Source organism: Paracidobacterium acidisoli (genome assembly GCF_003428625.2).
Taxonomy (GTDB): Bacteria; Acidobacteriota; Terriglobia; order Terriglobales; family Acidobacteriaceae; genus Paracidobacterium; species Paracidobacterium acidisoli.
This window is the reverse complement of sequence record NZ_QVQT02000002.1, coordinates 657269-675020: the sequence shown is the minus strand read 5'-3', so window position 1 is coordinate 675020 and position 17752 is coordinate 657269. Positions and strand designations below refer to the sequence as shown.

Sequence of the window (17752 nt, the reverse complement as noted above, 5' to 3'; positions counted from 1 at the left end):
GAAGCAAATGAAAACGATATCAATGATCGCAATGTGTGCGGCCGTACTGGCTGCGGGGGCCGGGCATCCGGCGAAGGCGCAGGATGTGACCAATAAGCTGCTGCTGCATCCGACGCCTGACAGCTGGCCGTCGTATCACGGAGATTATTCGGGACAGAGGCACAGCAGGCTGACCCAGATTACGCCGGCGAACGTGCACGATCTTTCGCTGGCATGGGCCTTCCAGACCGATCAGCCGGCGGGCATCAAATCGACGCCGATTCTGGTGGATGGAATACTGTACTTCACGGTGCCGGACAACCTTTGGGCGGTGGATGCGCGGTCGGGGCACATGCTGTGGCACTACCACTATCCGCCGAACAAGGGAGACCATATCGGGCAGCGCGGCGTCGCGATCTATAAAGACTGGCTGTACTTTATGGGGCCGGATGCGCACATGATCTCGCTGAACGCGAAGGACGGCTCGGTGCGCTGGAATGTGCAGATCGCCGATGTGAACAAGGGCTACTGGACGACCGAAGCTCCGCTGATCGTGGGCAACCACGTGATTGTGGGCGTGGGCGGCGATCTGGATAACCTGCCGACCTTTGTGAAGGCCTTCGATCCGGAGACGGGCACGCTGCAGTGGAAGTGGGACGTGGTTCCTCCGGAGTCGGGCGACAAGGCGACGGGCGGCACGACGTGGATGCCGGGAACGTACGATCCGGAGCTGAACCTGCTGTACTGGGGCACGGGCAATCCGACGCCGGTGCTGAACGGCAATGCGCGGCCGGGCGATAACCTGTACACCTGCAGCATCGTGGCGCTGAATCCGGATACGGGCAAGCTGGTGTGGGGATTCCAGATCTCGCCGCACGACACGCACGACTGGGACGCGGTGGAGACGCCGGTGCTGGTGGACGGGACGTTCCACGGCAAGCCGCACAAGATGCTGATGCAGGCTTCGCGCAACGGCTACTTTGTGGTGCTGGACCGGGCGACAGGGAAGGATCTGCTGACGACGACCTTCGGACCGGTGAACTGGAGCCTCGGCGTCGACAAGCGGGGCGAGCCGATTCCGAATCCGGCGAAGGAGCCGGCGCCGGATGGGCGGATCATCGCGCCGGACGAGGGGGGACTGACGAACTACCGCTCTCCCAGCTTCGATCCGAAGACAGGGCTTTTCCTCGTGGACGCGCACCCGAGCTGGAGCATTTACTTTTCGAAGCCCGCGGACGGAGCCTATGGCTGGGCGGGCGGCGATTACGGCGTGTGGGGCAAGGGCGTGCTGGAGGCGATCGATTACCAGACGGGAAAGATTCGCTGGAAGCATGAGCTGGGGCCGCATGGATCGGGCGCGGGCGTGCTGACGACGGACTCCGGGCTGACTTTTACGGGCGATGCGCAGGGCAACATGCTGGTGCTGCGGACGAGTGACGGCAGGACGCTGTGGCATGCCGGTCTGGGCTCGGGCATGGCGAGCTCTCCCATTACCTATATGCTGGACGGCCACCAGTATGTGCTGACGGGCAGCGGCAACGTGCTGTTTGCGTGGCGGCTTCCGGAAGAGGCGGCAACGCATGCGCTGCCGGCAAAGACCGGAGGACGCTGAAGAGAAACCAGCCGCGTGGCCCACATCCGATGAATCGGGTGTGGGCTTTGTGGTTTATGCGGGAGAAAATTCCGCCGCTACGCGCAGCGTGTTCCCTGCAGAAGAGCGGCGTTTCACGGAATGGGCCGTGCAGTGAGCAGCGCCGGGAGCTGAAGCTGAATGCGGGCTGTCTCCGGAACCAGGATTGCATCGGTACAGGGAAGAGCTTTGTCGATTGCCGCGAGGTGAGCATGAAACGGACTGCGCTGAGAAATTCCGGCTGGTGCTGGGGTGTTGCTGTGCTTGCCGCCGGGCTGTGCGCCCAGGCGCAGATGACGACCTCGCAGTATGACAATGCGCGGACGGGAGCCTACCTGCATGAGAGGACGCTGACGCCGCAGAATGTGAACGCGCAGCAGTTCGGAAAGCTGTTTACGTTGCGGGTGGACGGCGACGTGTACGCCCAGCCGCTTTTTCTGAGCGGTGTGGAGGTTCCGGGCAAAGGCCGTCACGATGTGCTCTTTGTGGTGACGGAGCATGACAGCGTCTACGCCTTTGACGCTTACGGCAGGCCTGCGGCGCCGCTGTGGCATGTGAGCTTTCTGAAAGACGGCGCGACGCCAGTTCCGGCGATGGATGTGCAATGCCCGTTTATCCGTCCGGAGGTGGGGGTTACCTCGACTCCGGTGATCGACGCGAAGACGGGAACGCTGTATGTGCTGGCGCGGACGAAGGACGGGCAGGGCTCAGGGAGCGAGTATCACCAGCGGCTGCATGCGCTCGCGGTGACGACGGGCGCGGAGAAGTCAGGCGGTCCGGTGGAGATTCGCGCGTCAGTGCAGGGCACCGGCGATGGCAGCGCACGCGGCCGCGTGAAGTTTGAGCCGCTGCGGGAGAATCCGCGGGCGGCGCTGCTGCTGGTGAACGGGATGGTGTATCTGACATGGGCGTCGTCGTGCGATGTGGGGCCGTATCACGGATGGGTAATGGCCTACGATGCGCAGAGTCTGAAGCAGAGGGCGGTCTTCAACGATTCTCCGAATGCCGATGATGGCGGTATCTGGGCGAGCGATACGGGGCCGGCGGCGGACGGAGCAGGCAATCTCTTTGTGGCGACGGGCAACGGGCGCTTCGATGCGGCGAAGGGCGGACACGATTATGGGGACTCGCTGCTGAGAATGAGCCTGACAGGCGCAGGCCTGAGAGCGGTGGACTACTTTACGCCGTTCAACGTGGATGAGCTGGATAAGACGGACCGGGATCTGGGATCGGGCGGGCCGCTGCTGCTGCCGGATCAGCCGGGAGCGCATCCGCACGTGGCGCTGGTGGGCGGCAAAGGGCCGATGATCTATGTGGTGGACCGCGACCGCATGGGGCAGTTTCACGCGGGCGACAACAGCCATGCGGTGCAGACGATTGCGACGGTGGGCGGGATCTTCGGATCGATGGCGTACTGGAACCACCACGTATATGTGCTGAGCGACGGCGATGCGCTGCGCGATTACGAGGTAAAGGACGGACGGCTCACCTTCCGGGCGGCGAGCAACTTCCGGTTCCCGGTGGATGCGGCGACGCCGACGGTTTCAGCCAACGGCGACAAAGACGGAATTGTGTGGGTGATGAGCTCGAAGGCATGGGATGCGACGGCGGGAACTCCGGTGCTGCACGCGGTGGACGCGCTGCATGTGACGCACGAGCTTTATAACAGCGCGCAGAATGCGGCCCGCGATGAGGCGGGAGCGGGGACGGCGCTGCGATTCAATCTTCCGATGGTGATGAACGGGCACGTGTATGCAGGCGCCAAAGGCGAAGTCGATGTCTATGGGCTGCTTTCGACGAAGCACTGACGCGGCGTGAGCCTCTATCCGGCGGAGAGCTCGGGATCGGGAGCGGCGGCGCGGGGATGCGGTCCGCGGCGATTGAGCATGGCGATGAGCAGCGCTCCGGGGAGCGTGAAGACGGCGAGCGAAAAGGGTCCGGCGAAGTGCGTATGGAAGTGGGCTTCGGCCCAGACCTTGATGTTGGGAGCGACGAAGCCTCCCAGATTGCCGAGGGCGCTGATGAGAGCGATGCCGGCGGCGGCGCTGCTGCCGGAGAGGAAGCCGGTGGGGAAGGTCCAGAAGAGCGGCTGCACGGCGATGAGGCCGGAGGCGGCGACGCAGAGCGCCAGTAACGCCATGATCGCCGGTGCGGTGGAGAGATCGTGGATGCGGATCAGGCTCTCTGCGATGGGCAGCAGGAAGATGGCCAGGCTCGACGCGAGCAGCGTGAGCGAGGCGACGAGCCGGTGGCTGCGATAGCGGTCGCCGAGCAGCGGCAGCCCGAAGGTGGCGGCGACGGAAAAGACCCAGGGAACGGCGGAGACGATGCCGACACGGAGCCCGATGGAGGTTCCGAGGATGATGGAGACGTTGCTGGGCAGGTAGAAGACGACTCCGTAGACGCCGACCTGGATGAGGAAGTAAATCAGCGCGAAATAGAGAACGCGGGGATTGCCGAAGGTGGCGAGAAGCGATGAGGGACCGTGCGCGCGGCGCTCGTTCTCTTCGCGCGTGAGCACGGCGAGGAGCGCCTGCTTTTCCGGCTCGGGCAGCCACCGTGCGCGATCGGGCTTGTCGTCGAGGTAGAGAAACGACATGACACCGCCGATGACGGCGAGCAGCCCTTCGACGAGAAACATCCACTGCCAGCCCTGGAGATGGAGAAATCCGTGGAAGGGCGCGATGTGGAGATCGAGCAGAAAGCCGGAGAGAGGCGCTCCGAGAACGAAGGCGAGAGGCACTCCCAGGTAGAAGATGCCCATCATCTGGCCGCGGATGCGGTTGGGAAACCAGTAGGTGAGATAGAGGATGACGCCGGGAAAGAATCCGCCTTCGGCTGCGCCGAGGAGCAGACGCAGAAAGCAGAAGGAGCGCGGGCCGGTGGTGAAGAGGGTGGCGGCGGAGATGAATCCCCAGACAACCATGATGCGGGCAAGCCAGATGCGGGCGCCGACGCGATGCAGGACGAGGTTGCTGGGGGTCTCGAAGAAGGCATAGGTGAGAAAGAAGAGTCCGGCGCCGAGGGCGAAGGCGGCGTCGGAGACATGAGCCGACGTCAGCAGCGCCTGTTTGGCGAAGCCGATGTTGGCGCGGTCGAGGAACGACACGATGTACATGAAGAGCAGAAAGGGCAGGAGTCTGCGCCGGGAGCGGATGATGGCGTGTTGGAGCAGGGGCTCGGCGTCAGACATGATGGCCTAAGGGCGGTGCGCAGCAGCGGGAGCTTTCCCTGACGCTGCGACCCGATCAGGGTAAATTACGGATGCACTGGCGGGAAAACTCCACGGGCAGAGGATGTTCCCACACAGGCGAAAGAAGCCTGTGTGGGCCAGCCTTTTTCCGCTCAGCGGACTTTGCCGGCGGCGTTGCGGAAGAGAACGTCGGAGAAGTCGCCGGTGTCGACGGTGGCGGCCAGATGCGAGCAGAAGCCGATGCCGACGTAGAACGGGCCGTCGAAGTGAAGCTGAATGGGCGGGCCGAACTGGTGCATGGGCTCTCCCTGCAAGGAAACGAAGATGGCGATGGAGTCGCCGCGCTTTTCGATGCCGATGCGCTTCGCTTTGATGCCGGAGATGGTTCCGCTGAAGCGGTACTGCATGTCCTTGATGAAGGCTCCGGGATCGGGGCGCCAGGCGAGGTGGATCATGCCGGTGCCGTGCTCGCCGAGCATCGCCTCCTTCGCGTCGTCGTCGAGGCTCTGGCGGATGACGAGGACGACTTTGCGGTCGCCGTAACCCTTCGGGTCGGGGAAGGAGGCGTCGGCGGCGAGAGAGATGTCTCCGGAGGCTTTTCTCCAGAGGAAGCGGAACTCGTCGCGCGAATACCAGATGTTATAGCCCGCGGAGTGGATGGTGTACTGCTTCGTCGCGGGATCGTAGGTGGATGAGCCGGGGACGAGCGCTCCGCCCACGTCGGACTGGCCCTGAAAGATGCCGATGGGCATGTCGGAGGTGCGGGTGGGGCGGTGGAAGCCTGCGGGCGGCGGCACCTGCACGTGCGTCGCTGAGCCGGGGAGAGCCCATTCGGGAACCTCGGGCGTCTGCGCGCGGAGATGCGGCGCGGCACAGAGCAGGAAGGTAGAGAAAAGTGCGGGCAGGGCGAGACGGAGCGCGGTACGAGCGGGGTGAATGGCCATAGGAGAGAACTTTAGCAAATTCACGCGCTCGTACGCGGCTCCGGTGCGATTTTAAGGAGCTTCGATCAGCTCCATCCTGCCGTCGCGCTTGCGGTGCAGAACGCAGACGTTGCCTTCATTGTTGCGGAAGACGAAGACTTCGCGGTCGCGGAACTCGGCCTCCTTGACGGCCTCTTCGAGGGTCATGGGGCGGAGCGCGACGGAGTCGACGGAGCGAACGATGTGCGGCTCATGGATGGGAGCCTTCGCGGGAAAGGTGTGGACGGTGACGGGCAGCACCGGCTGACGGCCGGCGGGCAGAGGCTTTTTGCCGTTGGCGCGGGCGCGGGACGATGCCGCTGCGGAGTGTCCATTGGACGGCGCGGCAGGCTCGACCGGCTCGGGCGCGGTGCGGGCTGCGGCTCGGCGCGCGAGCTGCGGCTCGGCAGGAAGCTTTTCCGCCCTGGGCTGACGCTTGACCGACTGCAGGCGCTTTTTGTAGCGGATGGCCTGGGCCTCGGCCTTGTCGAGGGCTTCGCGGAGCGCGGTATCCATGCTGGTGGATTCGGCGATGCCGACGATGTTCTGCTGACGGGTTTTGATCGTAAGCTCGGCGCAGTGACGGTACTTTTCCGATGAAAGAACGAGATGGACGGAGGTAATGCGGGGCAGGATTTTGGAGATACGGGCCAGGCCTTCTTCGGCCAGTTTACGCAGGGCAGGTGTAACGGTGACTTGCCTTCCGGTGTACTCGATTTGCATTTGGGCTCCCTCCCGGAGGGGACTGTGAAAGCACAGAAAGCGAGATTGTAGCTCCTGCGGCGCGTTAACTGCGAACGCGGCGCTGATGCGTGCTTGGGATGCGCAGGTCTTCGCGATATTTGGCTACAGTGCGGCGGGTGACGTCGATGCCCTGGCTCTGCAGCATGGTGGCGATCTGATCGTCGGTAAGAGGTTTGCCGGGGTCCTCCTCTTCAATGAGCTTTTTGACGCGGCGTTTGAGCAGCACGAGCGGCGTGGCGGAGCCTTCGGGTCCGTTGACGCCTTCGGAGAAGAAGAAGCGCAGCTCGAAGACACCCTGCGGCGTGTGCACGTATTTGTTCGAGACGGCGCGGCTGACGGTGGAGGGGTGCACGCCGATCTCTTCGGCGACCTCCTTGATCATCATGGGGCGCATAGCGTCGACGCCCTTTTCGAGGAAGTCGGTCTGGCGGCGGACGATGGCCTCGCAGGTGCGGAGAATGGTGTTCTTGCGCTGCTCGATGTTACGCATGAGCTGGAGCGCGGAGCGGTAGCGCTCGCGGACGTAATCCTTTACATCTTTTTCCGCGCCATCCTTTGTCAGCAGGCGGCGGTACCCCTGGTTGAGACGCAGGGTGGGAAGATCTTCCTCATTCATGACCACAACGTACTCTTCACCGCGCCGTACGAAGGCGACGTCGGGCTCGATGAGGCGGGCTTCGTCGCGGTTGTAGCGCTGGCCGGGGCGCGGATCGAGGGTACGGATGAATTCGACGGCGTGCTGCGTCTCTTCGACGCTGCAGCCGACGGCCCGGGCGAGCTCGCGGTGATCGCGCTTCTGCAGCTGCGCCATGTGACGGTCGATGATGCGGGAGGCAAGGTCGAAGACGGCGGTGCGGGGATCGGAGGGTCCGGAATCAGCCGATCTGGTATCAGCCGATCTGGGATCAGAGTGTCTGGCCGGGGCCGCGGGAGGGTCGCCGGCTGCTGCAGACACGGTATCGGGCGAGGAATCGGATGCGGCTTCGGCGTGATGGCCGTTGGCGGCAGCGGTTTCCGCAGCGGCGTGGCGGCGGCGGAAGATGAGATCGAATTCACGACGCTGCGCCTCGATCTGAAGGAGAAGGCACTCGCGCAGATCGCGGGTGGCGACGCCGATGGGGTCGAGCTGGCGGACGGTGTGAAGGGCGGCGGCGAGCTGGTTGCGGGCGCGATCGATTATCGCCTGCGGAACGGCCGGCAGCGCTGCCTCCGGCGCCGGCGCGGGCCGGTGCGCGGCGTCTTCGCTTCCTTCTTCAGGGTTGAGCTGCTCGCGGAGATAGCCTTCGAGGAGCTCCGCATCGGTCGCGGTGAGATAGCCGTCCTCATTGAGGTTGCCGATGATGAATTCGGCGGCTTCGCGGAGGGCAGGCGAGAGGCTGAGCGAGCCGAGCTGCCAGAAGAGATGGTCGCTGAGCGTGCCGGGCGAAGAGAGGAAGTTTTCCAGCGAGGGGCGCTCGATCTCCTCGAAGCTGCCGGGAGAGCGGAAGCCGGGGTCGAGATAATCCTGGAAGTAGGAGCCGAAGTCGATCTCGTCGAAGGGGTCTTTTTTCTCCGGCTCAGTGGCGGAGGCCTGGAGATCGACGGGGCGGTCGCGCTGTTCTTCCTCGCGGGCGACGTCGTCAAGGAGCGGAACGTGCTCCTCGAGCTCCTCAAGGACGGGATTTTCAACGATTTCGGCGGCGATCATCTCCTTCAGCTCCAGCTTGTTCAGCGCGAGGACGCTGACCATCTGCATCAGGCCGGGCGTGAGAATCTGCCGTTGTGAGACCTTGAGGCTCAGCCTGGGTTGGAGAAGTGGCATACCGTTTGCTTCCGTCGAATCTGCTGAAAAGTGAAGATATTGGTCAAAGTGTAACTCGCGGACGCGACTCCTGCCGATCTTTTCGGCGTCCCGAATGCAACTTCAGTACCATACGATGCCGCTTTGGGAAAAGCGTCTCGGTGTGGAAATTTTCACAGATCCTGGAGCAGGGCTTGTGATATGAAGCGCCGGGGTCAGAGGACTCGGAGGACGACGACGGTTTCATCGTCGAAGCGCTCGCGTTTGCCCTGGAACTTTGCCACTTCGCCGATGATAGCTTCGGCGATCTTCGAGGCGGATTTCTGATGGTTTTTACGCACGCAGGCGATGAGGCGCTCGTTTCCATACATCTCGCCGGCGCTGTTCTGCGCGTCGGGGATGCCGTCGCTGAAGAAGATGAGCGAATCGCCGGGCTGGGTGGCGAGGCTGAACTCCTCGTATTCGGCGTTGGGGAACATGCCGAGGGGGAAGCCTTCGGCCTTGATGGTCTCGACCTCGCCGGAGCGGCAGAAGAGCGGCTGGACGGCGCCGGCGTTGGCGATCTGGAGGGTGAGGTTCTCGTCGTTCCAGACGGCGAAGAGCATGGCGACGTACTGCGAGTCGAGGCGGCGCTCCTGGAGGGCGTCGTTGAGGGTGCGGAGCATCTCGGAGGGCGAGAGATGCTGGTTCGACACGGAGCGCATGATGCCGCTGACCAGGGCGGCATAGAGCGCGGCGGGCGCGGCCTTGCCGCTGACGTCGCCGAGGGCGATGGCGCTGCGGTTTTCGTCGTACTGCAGGAAGTCGTAGAGGTCGCCGCCGATGGTGCGGGCGGGGACGAAGCGGGCGGAGAACTCGGCGCGCCTGTGCTGCGGCTTCGCGGGCGGCAGAAGGCGGAGCTGGACTTCGCGGGCCATGGAGAGATCGCGCTCGAGGCGCTGCTCCTGCTGGGTGACGCGCTGGTAGAGGCGGGCGTTCTCGATGGCGATGGCGACCTGGGCGGCGAGGGTGGTGACGGCGCGCTCGTGGTCTTCGTTGAAGTAGCTGGTGCGGGTGTGCTCGATGTCGAGGACGCCGATGACGGCGCCTTTGTGGATGAGCGGGACGGCCATCTCGGAGCGCGTCTCGGGGTTCATCATGTGGTAGCGCGGGTCTTTGCGCACGTCGGGGATGTTGACGACGCGGCGCTCGGCGATGGCGATGCCGCAAAGGCCCTCGTCGACGGGCAGCTTGACGGTGATGTCGAGGCGCTCGCCGAAGCGCGTGGCGAAGCGGGCCTCGAGCAGGCGGTCGCGCTCATTGACGAGCCAGACGGAGAACATCTGATAGTCGATGATGCGGCGGAGAAGCTGGCCGATGCGCTCGAGCAGCTCGTCGAGGTCGAGGATGGAGGTGAGCTCGCGGCTGATCTCGTTGAGCACCTGAAGGGTCTGCGCCTGGCGCGCCACGCGGGTGTAGAGGCGGGCGTTTTCAATGGCCTGAGCGATGCGCGAGGCGGTGAGGGTGAGCAGGCGCTGATGCTCGGTGGAAAAGTAGCCGGGCTGTTCGGACTGAATGTCGATGACGCCGATGAGGCGGTTTTTGACGATGAGCGGAACGGCGAGCTCGGAGCGGACGTCGGGGTTGGCGTTGATGTAGTTCGACACCTGCGTGACGTCATTGAGGAGGATGGGCTCGCGGCGCTGGGCGACATCGCCGACGACTCCCTGGCCGATTTTGATGCGCATGCGCTCGACCTCGGGCGTGTGTCCGAGCTGGAAGCGCATGCGGAGATCGCCGGTGCGGTCGTTGAGCAGCAGGATGGCGAAGATGCGGTAGTCGATGACGGCGCGGACGAGCGAGGCGGTGCGCTCGAGCAGCGTCTGCAGGTCGAGGGTGGTGTTGAGGGCGTCGGCGAGGCGGATCAGGAATTCGGTCTGCAGGGGATCGACGCGCGCCTGACCAGGGCTGGTCAGCGCCTCGGGAGAGCTGGGCCGGTAGTCTCCTTCAAATACTTCTTCGCCGGGCTTGTTCTGAGACTGTTCGGACACGATTCTCCTGTCGACGAAAAATGATACAGGGCTCAGCGCTCCCGAGGACAGGGTACCGAATACAAGGCGGAGCCTGCAGCCACTTTTGAGTTATATCCTGATGCGAACCATTTTCCTGGGATAGCGGTTGCGCACAGAGACGGACGGCGTTTCTCAGTAGCCGCCGGTGTTTTGAGCGCCGCGCTCTGAACCCTGGGTCAGCTCGCGGACGATGGCGACGGAGGCGCTGGCGCCGATGCGGCTGGCTCCGGCACTGAGCATTCTGCGCGCGTCGTCGAGGGTGCGGATGCCGCCTGAGGCCTTGATGCCGCAGCGGCTGCCGGCCACGCCGCGCATGAGCGCGATGTCTTCCGGGGTGGCTCCGCCGGTGGAGAAGCCGGTGCTGGTCTTGAGGAAGTCGGCTCCGGCGGCGATGGCCAGCTCCGAGGCGCGGAGCTTCTCTTCGACATTCAGCAGGCAGGTCTCGAGGATGACTTTGACGATGGCTCCGGCATCGTGGGCGATCTCGGCCACGCCGCGGATATCCTGCTGGACGGCCCGGTTGTCGCCGGACCTGAGCAGTCCGATGTTGAGCACCATGTCGATGTCGTGGGCGCCGAGACGGACGAGGATCGCGGTCTCGTCGCGTTTGGTGGTGGCCAGCGACGCGCCGAGAGGGAAGCCGATGACGACACCGGCGGGAACGCCGGAGCCGGCGAGCTCGGAGCAGGCGAAGGCTGCCCAGACGGGGTTGACCATGGCACAGGCAAAGCGGTATTCGGCGGCCTCGCGGCAGAGCTTTGCCACCTGATCGCGAGTCGCTTCGGGTTTGAGCAGCGTGTGATCGAGGACGGCGGCAAGGTTTTGCGGAGAGGCGAGCGCGTGGCCGGCGAAGGCTTCGGCGTCGAAGCTGCCAGCCTCCAGCTCAGGATCGTCTATCAGAGGTGCGCTCATGCGTTGTACTCCTGGGGAAGATAAGGTGCGCTATTCGGGGAAATCGGGCGGCATGAGGCAGATGTCGGGCAGATTGCGAAAGCGCTCCGCATAATCCATTCCATAGCCTACGACGAACTGGTTCGGAATGGTAAAGCCAACGTAATCGGCGTCGATTTTTTCGAGGCGGCGGGAGGGCTTGTCGAGCAGGGCGGCGATGCGGAGCGACCTGGGCTTGTGCTGCTCGAAGAGACTGCGCAGGAAGCAGAGGGTGAGGCCGGTATCGAGAATGTCTTCGACGATGATGACGTTTTTGTTCTCGATGTGCGCGTCGAGGTCTTTGATGAGGCGGACGGCGCCCGAGGTGCGCTGGCCCTTGCCGTAGCTGGAGACGGCGACAAAGTCGAAGGTGTTTTCAATGGAGATGTTGCGCGCAAGGTCGGAGAGAAAGATGGCGGCGCCCTTCAGCACGCCAACCAGGATGATGCGCTCACCGGCGAAGTCCTGATCGATCTGCCGGCCGATTTCGGCGACGCGCTGATGGATCTGTTCACGGCTGAAGAGGATTTCGAGTCCTGCGACTGCGGTCGGTGTGCTCACACCTCAAGTTTAGCGTGAAACCGCCTTGTGGAAGAGCGGACGCGGGAGGCGGCGCGTGTGGACGGATATACTGGAGGATAGACTTTCTTAACTTATGTATCCATTTATTCACCTTGGCCGTTTTTCCCTGGGAACGTTCGGCATTATGCTCTGGCTGGCCGCGGTGTGCGCCTGCTGGGTGCTGCATCGCAACTTCCGGCGCTGGAAGATTGAAGCGGATGCGATCAGCATCGTTGCCGTGGCGACGGTAATGGGCGTGATCGGCTCGAAGCTGTGGCACGTGCTGGAGACGCCGCACGCTCTGATGCTGCATCCGGCGGATCTGCTCTTTGATCGCGCGGGCTTTGCGTGGTACGGCGGGCTGATTGCCTCGATTCTGACGCTGATGTGGCAGGGCCGCGTGTACAAAGTCGGCAGCCTGGCGATGCTGGATCTTTCGGCCTCGGCGGCGGCTGTGGGATACGGTGTGGGGCGGCTGGGGTGCCTGGTCTCCGGCGATGGGGATTACGGGATTCCGACGAAGCTGCCGTGGGGCATGGGCTTTCCGCATGGGCTGGTGCCGACGCCTCCGGGCGTGAGGGTGCATCCGACGCCGATTTACGAGCTGATCGCGGCGCTGGTGATTGCCTGGGTTCTGTGGCGGCGGGGACGGCCCGAAGTCGCCAGACCGCTGGGCGAGATGACGGGCGAATACCTGATCTACACCGGGATCGCGCGGTTTCTGGTGGAGTTTGTGCGCATCAATCCAAAGCTCTACTGGGGCATGAGCAACGCGCAGATGGCCAGCATCGGCGCGGTGATTGTGGGCGCGGGCCTGGTGATGTGGGCGAAGTCAAAGGCGCTGCCGGTGCTGCCTGGGAAAGCAAAAGCGACTGCGGCGGCAGGATAGAAGGATTGCCCTGCGGTTCTTCCTTTCGGGAAGAATGGACCCAGATTCGCTACTTCGTCTCCCAGGGATTGATAAGGCGGATGCCGCAGCCTTCAAAGTCGCGGATGTTGCGGGTGGCGAGCGCTGCGCCGCGGGAGCGGGCGATGGCGGCGATCTGATTATCGAACTCTTTGAGAGGCCGGCCTTTCGCTTTTCTTTGAGCAGCAATGTGCGCATACGCTGCAGTATCTTCGCTGGCGAAGGGGAAGATTCTGCCGGCGAAGTCTTCCCTGAACATGGCTTCAGCGTGAGCGTAAAGATTTCTGCGCCTTCGGCCTGCAGGCATGCGCTCAATTCCCGAAAGAATTTCCGCCTGGGTGATCGATGTGGTGTACAGACATTCCACAGGCTGCTGCGCCAGCCATCGGAGCACGATGGCAGAGGGCTTAGGACGCATCGCTTCGGACAGGACGTTCGTATCGACGATCAGAATGGGATCGGGAGTGGCACTACTCATCGTCGTATGTGCCGTACTCGGGCCCGCTGAAATCGACTGGCTCACGCGCCATGAGGCGCTCAGGAAGGTTCAGCTCGACGCCGCCGAGCGGGGCGAAGCGACGGCGGATACGGTCGGCCATGTTCATTTCACGCGGTACCGGCGAGGGTGCGATCGCATCGCTCAGGATCTCCCGCGCTTCCTCTTCCATGGAGCGGCCGTGCTCGGCGGCGCGGATACGCAGCTTTGCCTTGACGGAGTCGTCGAGTTTGCGGATGGTAAGTGTAGCCATACAGCAATGATAGCATTGACTGCATTGCATGCATAAATCAGTCAGGAGAAACACGGCCAGTGGTGAAACGGCCAGCGATAAGACGGCTGGTTAAATCTGAAATAAACCACTGATGTTTTTGGGGCTGATCGCTTTTTCCTGACCGCTTCTGCGCTGGCCGCTCTGTGCCTCCTTACAGTGTCTTCAAAAAGGCGAGGGCGCGGTCGAGATCGGGGAAGAGTTTTTCGTCTGCCTGGAAGGCGCGGGAGTGGACGCAGCGCCGGCCGTTCTTCGATTTCACGGGATGACGGAGGTGCAGCATCTCGTGGTACATCAGGTATTCGATGGCGTAGCGCGGCGTGTTCTTCCGGTCGAAGGCGCGGCTGATCATGATGGTGTTGTGCGCCGGGTCGTAGTGGCCGAGGAGGCGCTTCGCGGTGTACTCGCTCCACGTAAGCTGCGGGCGGCCCATGAGCCCGTGGAAGAAGCGCTGGTTTAAGCTCTCAAAGACTTCATCGAGATCGTACTGATCGCCCTTCGGAGTGGAGATGCGCTTGCGCCCGCGTGTCTGGCGGATGCGCTCGCTCTGGCGGACCATGGCCTCGCTGGTGGTGAAGCGGCGGTAGCGTCCGGCGTGCGCGGAGTCGATGGGTTTGCGGTAGAGCTTGGCGACGAGGATGTGCGCGATGGCGCGCAGGATGGCCTCCGGAGCGCCTTCGAGCAGGTCGGAGAGCGAGACCTTCATATGCCCTTCGCGCAGGCGGATGGTGGTGTTGAGGCTGGTGAAGCGGCGGAAGCGGACCTCGATGGGAGGCATGGGCGCACGCGGACGCAGGGCGCGGTATTCCTCCTGAAAGATACGGATGAGTTCGGGGTTCACGTAATTCAAGGATACAGGGGCTCAGGGATTCGCCGTCCTCGCGCGCGCTCTTCGGGCGCAAAGACCTGGATGGGTATGGGCGCTCCGGATTCAGAGCCGCGAAGCGGTGTCCGCCGGTGCTGCGAAGACCTGGTCGAGGAAGCGGCGGAGGGTTTCGTCGCGGAGATCGCTTCCGGCTCCGCGCAGATCGGAACAGATTTTTGGATCGGAGGCGGCGCTGCAAAGCTCGGCGGTACGGGCGTGAGCGGAGCCTGCATCGAGGAAGAGTTTGGGTGTGCTCAGGCGTGCGAGTGCAGGCGCGGGGTCGAGGAACTCGTTTTGTAACAGCCACAGTGGCAATATGCGGGCGCGGGCATCGGCATGGAAGATTACACGAGCGGGCGGGTTGGGGTCTTCGAGGATGACGGCGGGCGGCGCATAGCGCACGGCCAGAGCGGCGGCGAAAGTGGCTCCCGTGCCGCGGCCGTAGACGGCGATGGAGCGGACGGGGAGATGGCGTGTGTCGGTAAGGTACGACCAGGCGGCTGCGGCATCGTCATTCGCGGTGCGCTCGGTGGGATGCGCGCCGGAGCTTTTGCCGAAGCCGCGGTAGTCGAAGGCGAAGACACTGATGCCGAGACGGTGCAGGGCGGTAAGCTGCGGAAGGCAGCCGGAGAGCGAGCCTTTTCCGTCGTGCAGGTAGAGGATGGTGTCGGCACTGTAGCGGGCGTTGGGCGCGGCGGGAATCCACCAGCCGGTGAGGCGCGCGAGGCCGGTCTCGGTGTAGTCGAAGCGGATATCGTCGTAGTGGAGACCGGCAGAGGATGGTGTCTGCGCGACGGATCGCGAGGGGTGGAAGAGCATCTGCCACTGGCCCTGGTAGAAGAGCAGGCAGAGCGCTCCGTAAGCGCAGGCTGCGGCTGCGGCGAGCATGATAGCGATGGCGGAGAGCAGCCACCGGCCGCTGACGAGAGGCTGCTGCGGCGCGAGCGGATCGATCCATCCGGGAGGATGCTTTGCGGCTGAAGGTTTTGCGGCTTTCCGCGATGGAGTTTTGGAGGACATTATCCGAAGGCCAGCTCGTCGGGAGACTCGAGCGGAGTGCCGCAGACGCGGCAGATGACGGCGGAGCAGTCTCCGCAGACGAGCGGATCGCTGACGGAGCGGGCGCAGACGGGACACCACAGGCCGGTGGCGGGCTGAGCGGGCGCGGGTGGATTCGCAGGCGGTACTTCAGGCATTCTGGATTGAGCGTAGCACGCTGTGTTGCTGGTTCGCTCCATGCGAATGTGAGACGAAATTTCATTTTGCGATGACCAATCTGGGGAGTGTGAGAAAGATGGCGGAACTGGTGAGGATTTGCAGTAAGGCGGAGCTGCCGTGGGAGGGCGAGGCAAAAGAGTTTGAGGTTGGAGACCGGCAGATCTGCGTTGCGATGGCGAATGGAAAGCTGTCGGCGATGAATAACCTGTGTCCGCACCGCGGAGGGCCGCTGGGGCAGGGGCTGGTGGAGCAGGGAAAGATTGTGTGTCCATGGCACGCGTGGACCTTCGATCTGCAGACCGGAGCGGCAGTGCACAACCCTGACGTGAAGGTGACTCTGTACGAGCTGAAGGTCGAGGGCGAGGATGTATTGGTTCAGCTGTGAAGCGGACAGCTGATGAAGCAGTCAGCTGATAAAGCAGCCAGCTAAAGTCCGGTCAGCTAAAAAGCGGTCAGCGAAAACAGAAAGGCTGCGGTCGATGAAACCGCAGCCTTCTTTTGTCTCTGTCGTGTTTGGTTTTCTGCAGTTTGCCATCCGGCCTTCGGCTGTCCTCTTTATCAGCTGACCGATTCTTCGCTGACCGTTCCTTCGCTCGTCTTAGTACTTCACGATCTTTGCGAAGGAGTTCGGATCGAGGCTGGCGCCGCCGACCAGGGCTCCGTCGATCTCGGGCTGGTTGAGGAGCGCGGTGGCGTTGTCGGGCTTCACACTGCCGCCGTAGAGAATGCGGATGCTGTCGGCGATGTTGCGGCCGAGGCGGCGGGCGATCTCGCTGCGGATGAGCAGGTGGGCTTCAGCGGCCATCTCGGGCGTGGCGGTCTTGCCGGTGCCGATGGCCCAGACGGGCTCGTAGGCGACGACGATGGCTTCAGCGTCTTCGGGCGTGACGCCGGTAAGGGCGAGGGTGATCTGTTTGCGCAGGACTTCGTCGGTGTGTCCGGCTTCGCGCTCGGCGAGAACTTCACCGATGCAGACGATGGGCGTGAGCTTGTGCTTCAGCGCGGTGGCAAGCTTTTTGTTCACCATCTCATCGGTCTCGTTGAAATACTGGCGGCGCTCGGAGTGGCCGATGAGGATGTGCGTGGCGCCGATGGCATTGAGCATGAGCGGCGAGGTCTCGCCGGTGTAGGCTCCCTCATCCGCGAAGTGCATGTTCTGGCCGCCGACGGCGATATTCGATCCGGCGACGGCGGGGATGACGGCCGCGAGCGACGTATCGGAGGGGCAGAGCACGATCTCATCGCGGTCATGGCCGGCGACGAGCGGCAGAAAGGCGGAGACGAACTCCTGCGCCTGAGCGGGGGTTTTATACATTTTCCAGTTGGCGGCGATGAGTGGTTTGCGTGACATGTTTTTTTTATGAATTCCTCGACTTGATTTTAGTGGATGAGCTCGCAGGATTGGAAAACAGGGCGACTCGCGCGGCAGGCAGGTTTTCATGGGCGTAGAGTATAATATGACTATAGTCGGTGACTATGGGAGGAAGATGCTGTGTCTACCACAATCGGGGCAGGGGAGTTCAAGTCGAAGTGCCTGAAACTGCTGGATGAAGTTGCGCGGACGAATGAGCCGCTGGTGATTACCAAACATGGCAGGCCGGTGGCGAAGGTGGTGCCAATGCCGCCTGAGGGCGACCTCGTGGGATCGATGCGGGGAAGCGTTGTGTGGCAGGGCGACATTATTTCTCCGCTGGAAAATGAGTGGGAAGCGGCGCAGTGACAGAGCCGGCCTCGCGGAAAGCGCCTTCCCTCCTGCTCGACACGCATGCTCTGGTGTGGTCGGTCGAAGGGAATCCGAGGCTGGGACCGCAGGCCAAACGGGAGATCAACCGGGCGGCGCGGGAGCAGCGAATCGCGGTCTCGGCGATTTCGCCCTGGGAGATTGCACTGCTTGTCAGCAAGGGACGGCTGAAGCTGAAGGCAGATGTCATGGAATGGCTGCGCGAGGTGCTGGAAAAGCCGGGCATCCGGCTGATTGCGCTGGAGCCGGAGATTGCGGTTGCCAGCACGCGGCTGCCGTGGGAGATGCACTCTGACCCGGCGGACCGGATACTGGTGGCGACGGCGCGGCATCTGGGAGCCACGCTGGTGACAGCGGATAAGGCGCTGCTGGAGATGTCAGGGCAGGGGCATTTCCGGGCGATGAATGCGGCGGGGTAATGAAT

19 protein-coding genes are annotated in these 17752 nt (G+C 63.3%); 6 read left to right on the top strand and 13 right to left on the bottom strand.

The features are described 5' to 3' along the window. The first annotated feature begins 7 nt into the window (after positions 1 to 7). Positions 8 to 1591 (top strand): acido-empty-quinoprotein group A, encoded by a 1584-nt coding sequence (locus D0Y96_RS06685; protein ID WP_252263523.1) that lies wholly within the window; start codon positions 8 to 10, stop codon positions 1589 to 1591. Positions 1592 to 1821: 230 nt separating this feature from the next. Continuing rightward, on the top strand, positions 1822 to 3417 hold the full coding sequence (locus D0Y96_RS06680) for a PQQ-binding-like beta-propeller repeat protein (RefSeq protein WP_147324951.1): 1596 nt from the start codon (positions 1822 to 1824) through the stop codon (positions 3415 to 3417). 14 nt (positions 3418 to 3431) lie between these two features. Here D0Y96_RS06680 and D0Y96_RS06675 read toward each other — a convergent pair whose 3' ends face one another. The 7 genes from D0Y96_RS06675 to hpt form a co-directional block, all read right to left on the bottom strand. Continuing rightward, on the bottom strand, positions 3432 to 4802 hold the full coding sequence (locus D0Y96_RS06675; RefSeq protein WP_117298540.1) for an MFS transporter: 1371 nt from the start codon (positions 4800 to 4802) through the stop codon (positions 3432 to 3434). A gap of 152 nt (positions 4803 to 4954) precedes the next feature. After that, entirely contained in the window at positions 4955 to 5746 is a 792-nt protein-coding gene (locus D0Y96_RS06670; protein ID WP_215601611.1) for a biopolymer transporter Tol, read from the bottom strand. A 51-nt stretch (positions 5747 to 5797) separates the two neighbouring features. Further along, entirely contained in the window at positions 5798 to 6487 is a 690-nt protein-coding gene (gene hpf, locus D0Y96_RS06665) for a ribosome hibernation-promoting factor, HPF/YfiA family (RefSeq protein WP_117298539.1), read from the bottom strand. A gap of 64 nt (positions 6488 to 6551) precedes the next feature. Further along, positions 6552 to 8309, bottom strand: coding sequence for an RNA polymerase factor sigma-54 (locus D0Y96_RS06660; RefSeq protein ID WP_117298538.1), 1758 nt, complete (start codon positions 8307 to 8309; stop codon positions 6552 to 6554). A 194-nt stretch (positions 8310 to 8503) separates the two neighbouring features. Beyond that, positions 8504 to 10318 carry a SpoIIE family protein phosphatase gene (locus D0Y96_RS06655; protein WP_350448990.1) on the bottom strand — a complete coding sequence of 605 codons (1815 nt, stop codon included), beginning with the start codon at positions 10316 to 10318 and terminating at the stop codon, positions 8504 to 8506. 153 nt (positions 10319 to 10471) lie between these two features. Next, positions 10472 to 11251 (bottom strand): deoxyribose-phosphate aldolase, encoded by a 780-nt coding sequence (deoC, locus tag D0Y96_RS06650; protein WP_117298536.1) that lies wholly within the window; start codon positions 11249 to 11251, stop codon positions 10472 to 10474. Positions 11252 to 11281: 30 nt separating this feature from the next. Then, on the bottom strand, positions 11282 to 11830 hold the full coding sequence (hpt, locus tag D0Y96_RS06645) for a hypoxanthine phosphoribosyltransferase (RefSeq protein WP_117298535.1): 549 nt from the start codon (positions 11828 to 11830) through the stop codon (positions 11282 to 11284). A gap of 94 nt (positions 11831 to 11924) precedes the next feature. On the opposite strand from hpt, the gene D0Y96_RS06640 reads away from it, so the two are divergent. Beyond that, positions 11925 to 12719, top strand: coding sequence for a prolipoprotein diacylglyceryl transferase (locus D0Y96_RS06640; RefSeq protein ID WP_117298534.1), 795 nt, complete (start codon positions 11925 to 11927; stop codon positions 12717 to 12719). Positions 12720 to 12768: 49 nt separating this feature from the next. Here D0Y96_RS06640 and D0Y96_RS06635 read toward each other — a convergent pair whose 3' ends face one another. The 5 genes from D0Y96_RS06635 to D0Y96_RS06615 all read right to left on the bottom strand — a co-directional run bounded on the left by D0Y96_RS06635 (position 12769) and on the right by D0Y96_RS06615 (position 15565). After that, positions 12769 to 13215, bottom strand: a complete 447-nt coding sequence (locus tag D0Y96_RS06635) for a type II toxin-antitoxin system VapC family toxin (RefSeq protein ID WP_199480194.1) — start codon at positions 13213 to 13215, stop codon at positions 12769 to 12771. Then, entirely contained in the window at positions 13208 to 13486 is a 279-nt protein-coding gene (locus D0Y96_RS06630; protein WP_117298533.1) for a FitA-like ribbon-helix-helix domain-containing protein, read from the bottom strand. Before D0Y96_RS06630 ends, D0Y96_RS06635 begins: the two co-directional genes overlap by 8 nt. 172 nt (positions 13487 to 13658) lie before the next feature. After that, on the bottom strand, positions 13659 to 14345 hold the full coding sequence (locus D0Y96_RS06625; RefSeq protein ID WP_117298732.1) for a M48 family metalloprotease: 687 nt from the start codon (positions 14343 to 14345) through the stop codon (positions 13659 to 13661). A gap of 90 nt (positions 14346 to 14435) precedes the next feature. Next, positions 14436 to 15389, bottom strand: coding sequence for an alpha/beta hydrolase (locus tag D0Y96_RS06620; protein WP_117298532.1), 954 nt, complete (start codon positions 15387 to 15389; stop codon positions 14436 to 14438). Then, positions 15389 to 15565, bottom strand: a complete 177-nt coding sequence (locus D0Y96_RS06615) for a hypothetical protein (protein ID WP_158562263.1) — start codon at positions 15563 to 15565, stop codon at positions 15389 to 15391. The genes D0Y96_RS06620 and D0Y96_RS06615 overlap by 1 nt, the downstream gene beginning before the upstream one ends. Before the next feature lie 98 nt (positions 15566 to 15663). Between D0Y96_RS06615 and D0Y96_RS06610 the strand changes: the two genes are divergently transcribed. Then, positions 15664 to 15972 carry a Rieske (2Fe-2S) protein gene (locus tag D0Y96_RS06610; RefSeq protein WP_117298531.1) on the top strand — a complete coding sequence of 103 codons (309 nt, stop codon included), beginning with the start codon at positions 15664 to 15666 and terminating at the stop codon, positions 15970 to 15972. A 213-nt stretch (positions 15973 to 16185) separates the two neighbouring features. Here D0Y96_RS06610 and tpiA read toward each other — a convergent pair whose 3' ends face one another. After that, entirely contained in the window at positions 16186 to 16938 is a 753-nt protein-coding gene (gene tpiA, locus D0Y96_RS06605) for a triose-phosphate isomerase (protein ID WP_117298530.1), read from the bottom strand. A gap of 141 nt (positions 16939 to 17079) precedes the next feature. Here tpiA and D0Y96_RS06600 point away from each other — a divergent pair, with 141 nt between their 5' ends. Together D0Y96_RS06600 and D0Y96_RS06595 are read left to right on the top strand one after the other, a co-directional pair. Continuing rightward, the gene (locus tag D0Y96_RS06600; RefSeq protein WP_117298529.1) at positions 17080 to 17307 is read left to right on the top strand and encodes a type II toxin-antitoxin system Phd/YefM family antitoxin; all 228 of its coding nucleotides are present in this window, start codon (positions 17080 to 17082) and stop codon (positions 17305 to 17307) included. Next, complete coding sequence (locus tag D0Y96_RS06595) at positions 17304 to 17747, top strand: type II toxin-antitoxin system VapC family toxin (RefSeq protein ID WP_117298731.1); 444 nt, start codon at positions 17304 to 17306, stop codon at positions 17745 to 17747. Before D0Y96_RS06600 ends, D0Y96_RS06595 begins: the two co-directional genes overlap by 4 nt. The last annotated feature ends 5 nt before the right edge of the window (positions 17748 to 17752 follow it).

Excerpts from the sequence above, each read along its gene's own strand:
- D0Y96_RS06685 (WP_252263523.1), top strand. The coding sequence starts at position 8 with ATGAAAACGATATCAATGATCGCAATGTGTGCGGCCGTACTGGCTGCG.
- D0Y96_RS06680 (WP_147324951.1), top strand. The coding sequence starts at position 1,822 with ATGAAACGGACTGCGCTGAGAAATTCCGGCTGGTGCTGGGGTGTTGCT.
- D0Y96_RS06675 (WP_117298540.1), bottom strand. The coding sequence starts at position 4,802 with ATGTCTGACGCCGAGCCCCTGCTCCAACACGCCATCATCCGCTCCCGG.
- D0Y96_RS06670 (WP_215601611.1), bottom strand. The coding sequence starts at position 5,746 with ATGGCCATTCACCCCGCTCGTACCGCGCTCCGTCTCGCCCTGCCCGCA.
- hpf (WP_117298539.1), bottom strand. The coding sequence starts at position 6,487 with ATGCAAATCGAGTACACCGGAAGGCAAGTCACCGTTACACCTGCCCTG.
- D0Y96_RS06660 (WP_117298538.1), bottom strand. The coding sequence starts at position 8,309 with ATGCCACTTCTCCAACCCAGGCTGAGCCTCAAGGTCTCACAACGGCAG.
- deoC (WP_117298536.1), bottom strand. The coding sequence starts at position 11,251 with ATGAGCGCACCTCTGATAGACGATCCTGAGCTGGAGGCTGGCAGCTTC.
- D0Y96_RS06640 (WP_117298534.1), top strand. The coding sequence starts at position 11,925 with ATGTATCCATTTATTCACCTTGGCCGTTTTTCCCTGGGAACGTTCGGC.
- D0Y96_RS06635 (WP_199480194.1), bottom strand. The coding sequence starts at position 13,215 with ATGAGTAGTGCCACTCCCGATCCCATTCTGATCGTCGATACGAACGTC.
- D0Y96_RS06630 (WP_117298533.1), bottom strand. The coding sequence starts at position 13,486 with ATGGCTACACTTACCATCCGCAAACTCGACGACTCCGTCAAGGCAAAG.
- D0Y96_RS06620 (WP_117298532.1), bottom strand. The coding sequence starts at position 15,389 with ATGTCCTCCAAAACTCCATCGCGGAAAGCCGCAAAACCTTCAGCCGCA.
- D0Y96_RS06615 (WP_158562263.1), bottom strand. The coding sequence starts at position 15,565 with ATGCCTGAAGTACCGCCTGCGAATCCACCCGCGCCCGCTCAGCCCGCC.
- D0Y96_RS06610 (WP_117298531.1), top strand. The coding sequence starts at position 15,664 with ATGGCGGAACTGGTGAGGATTTGCAGTAAGGCGGAGCTGCCGTGGGAG.
- tpiA (WP_117298530.1), bottom strand. The coding sequence starts at position 16,938 with ATGTCACGCAAACCACTCATCGCCGCCAACTGGAAAATGTATAAAACC.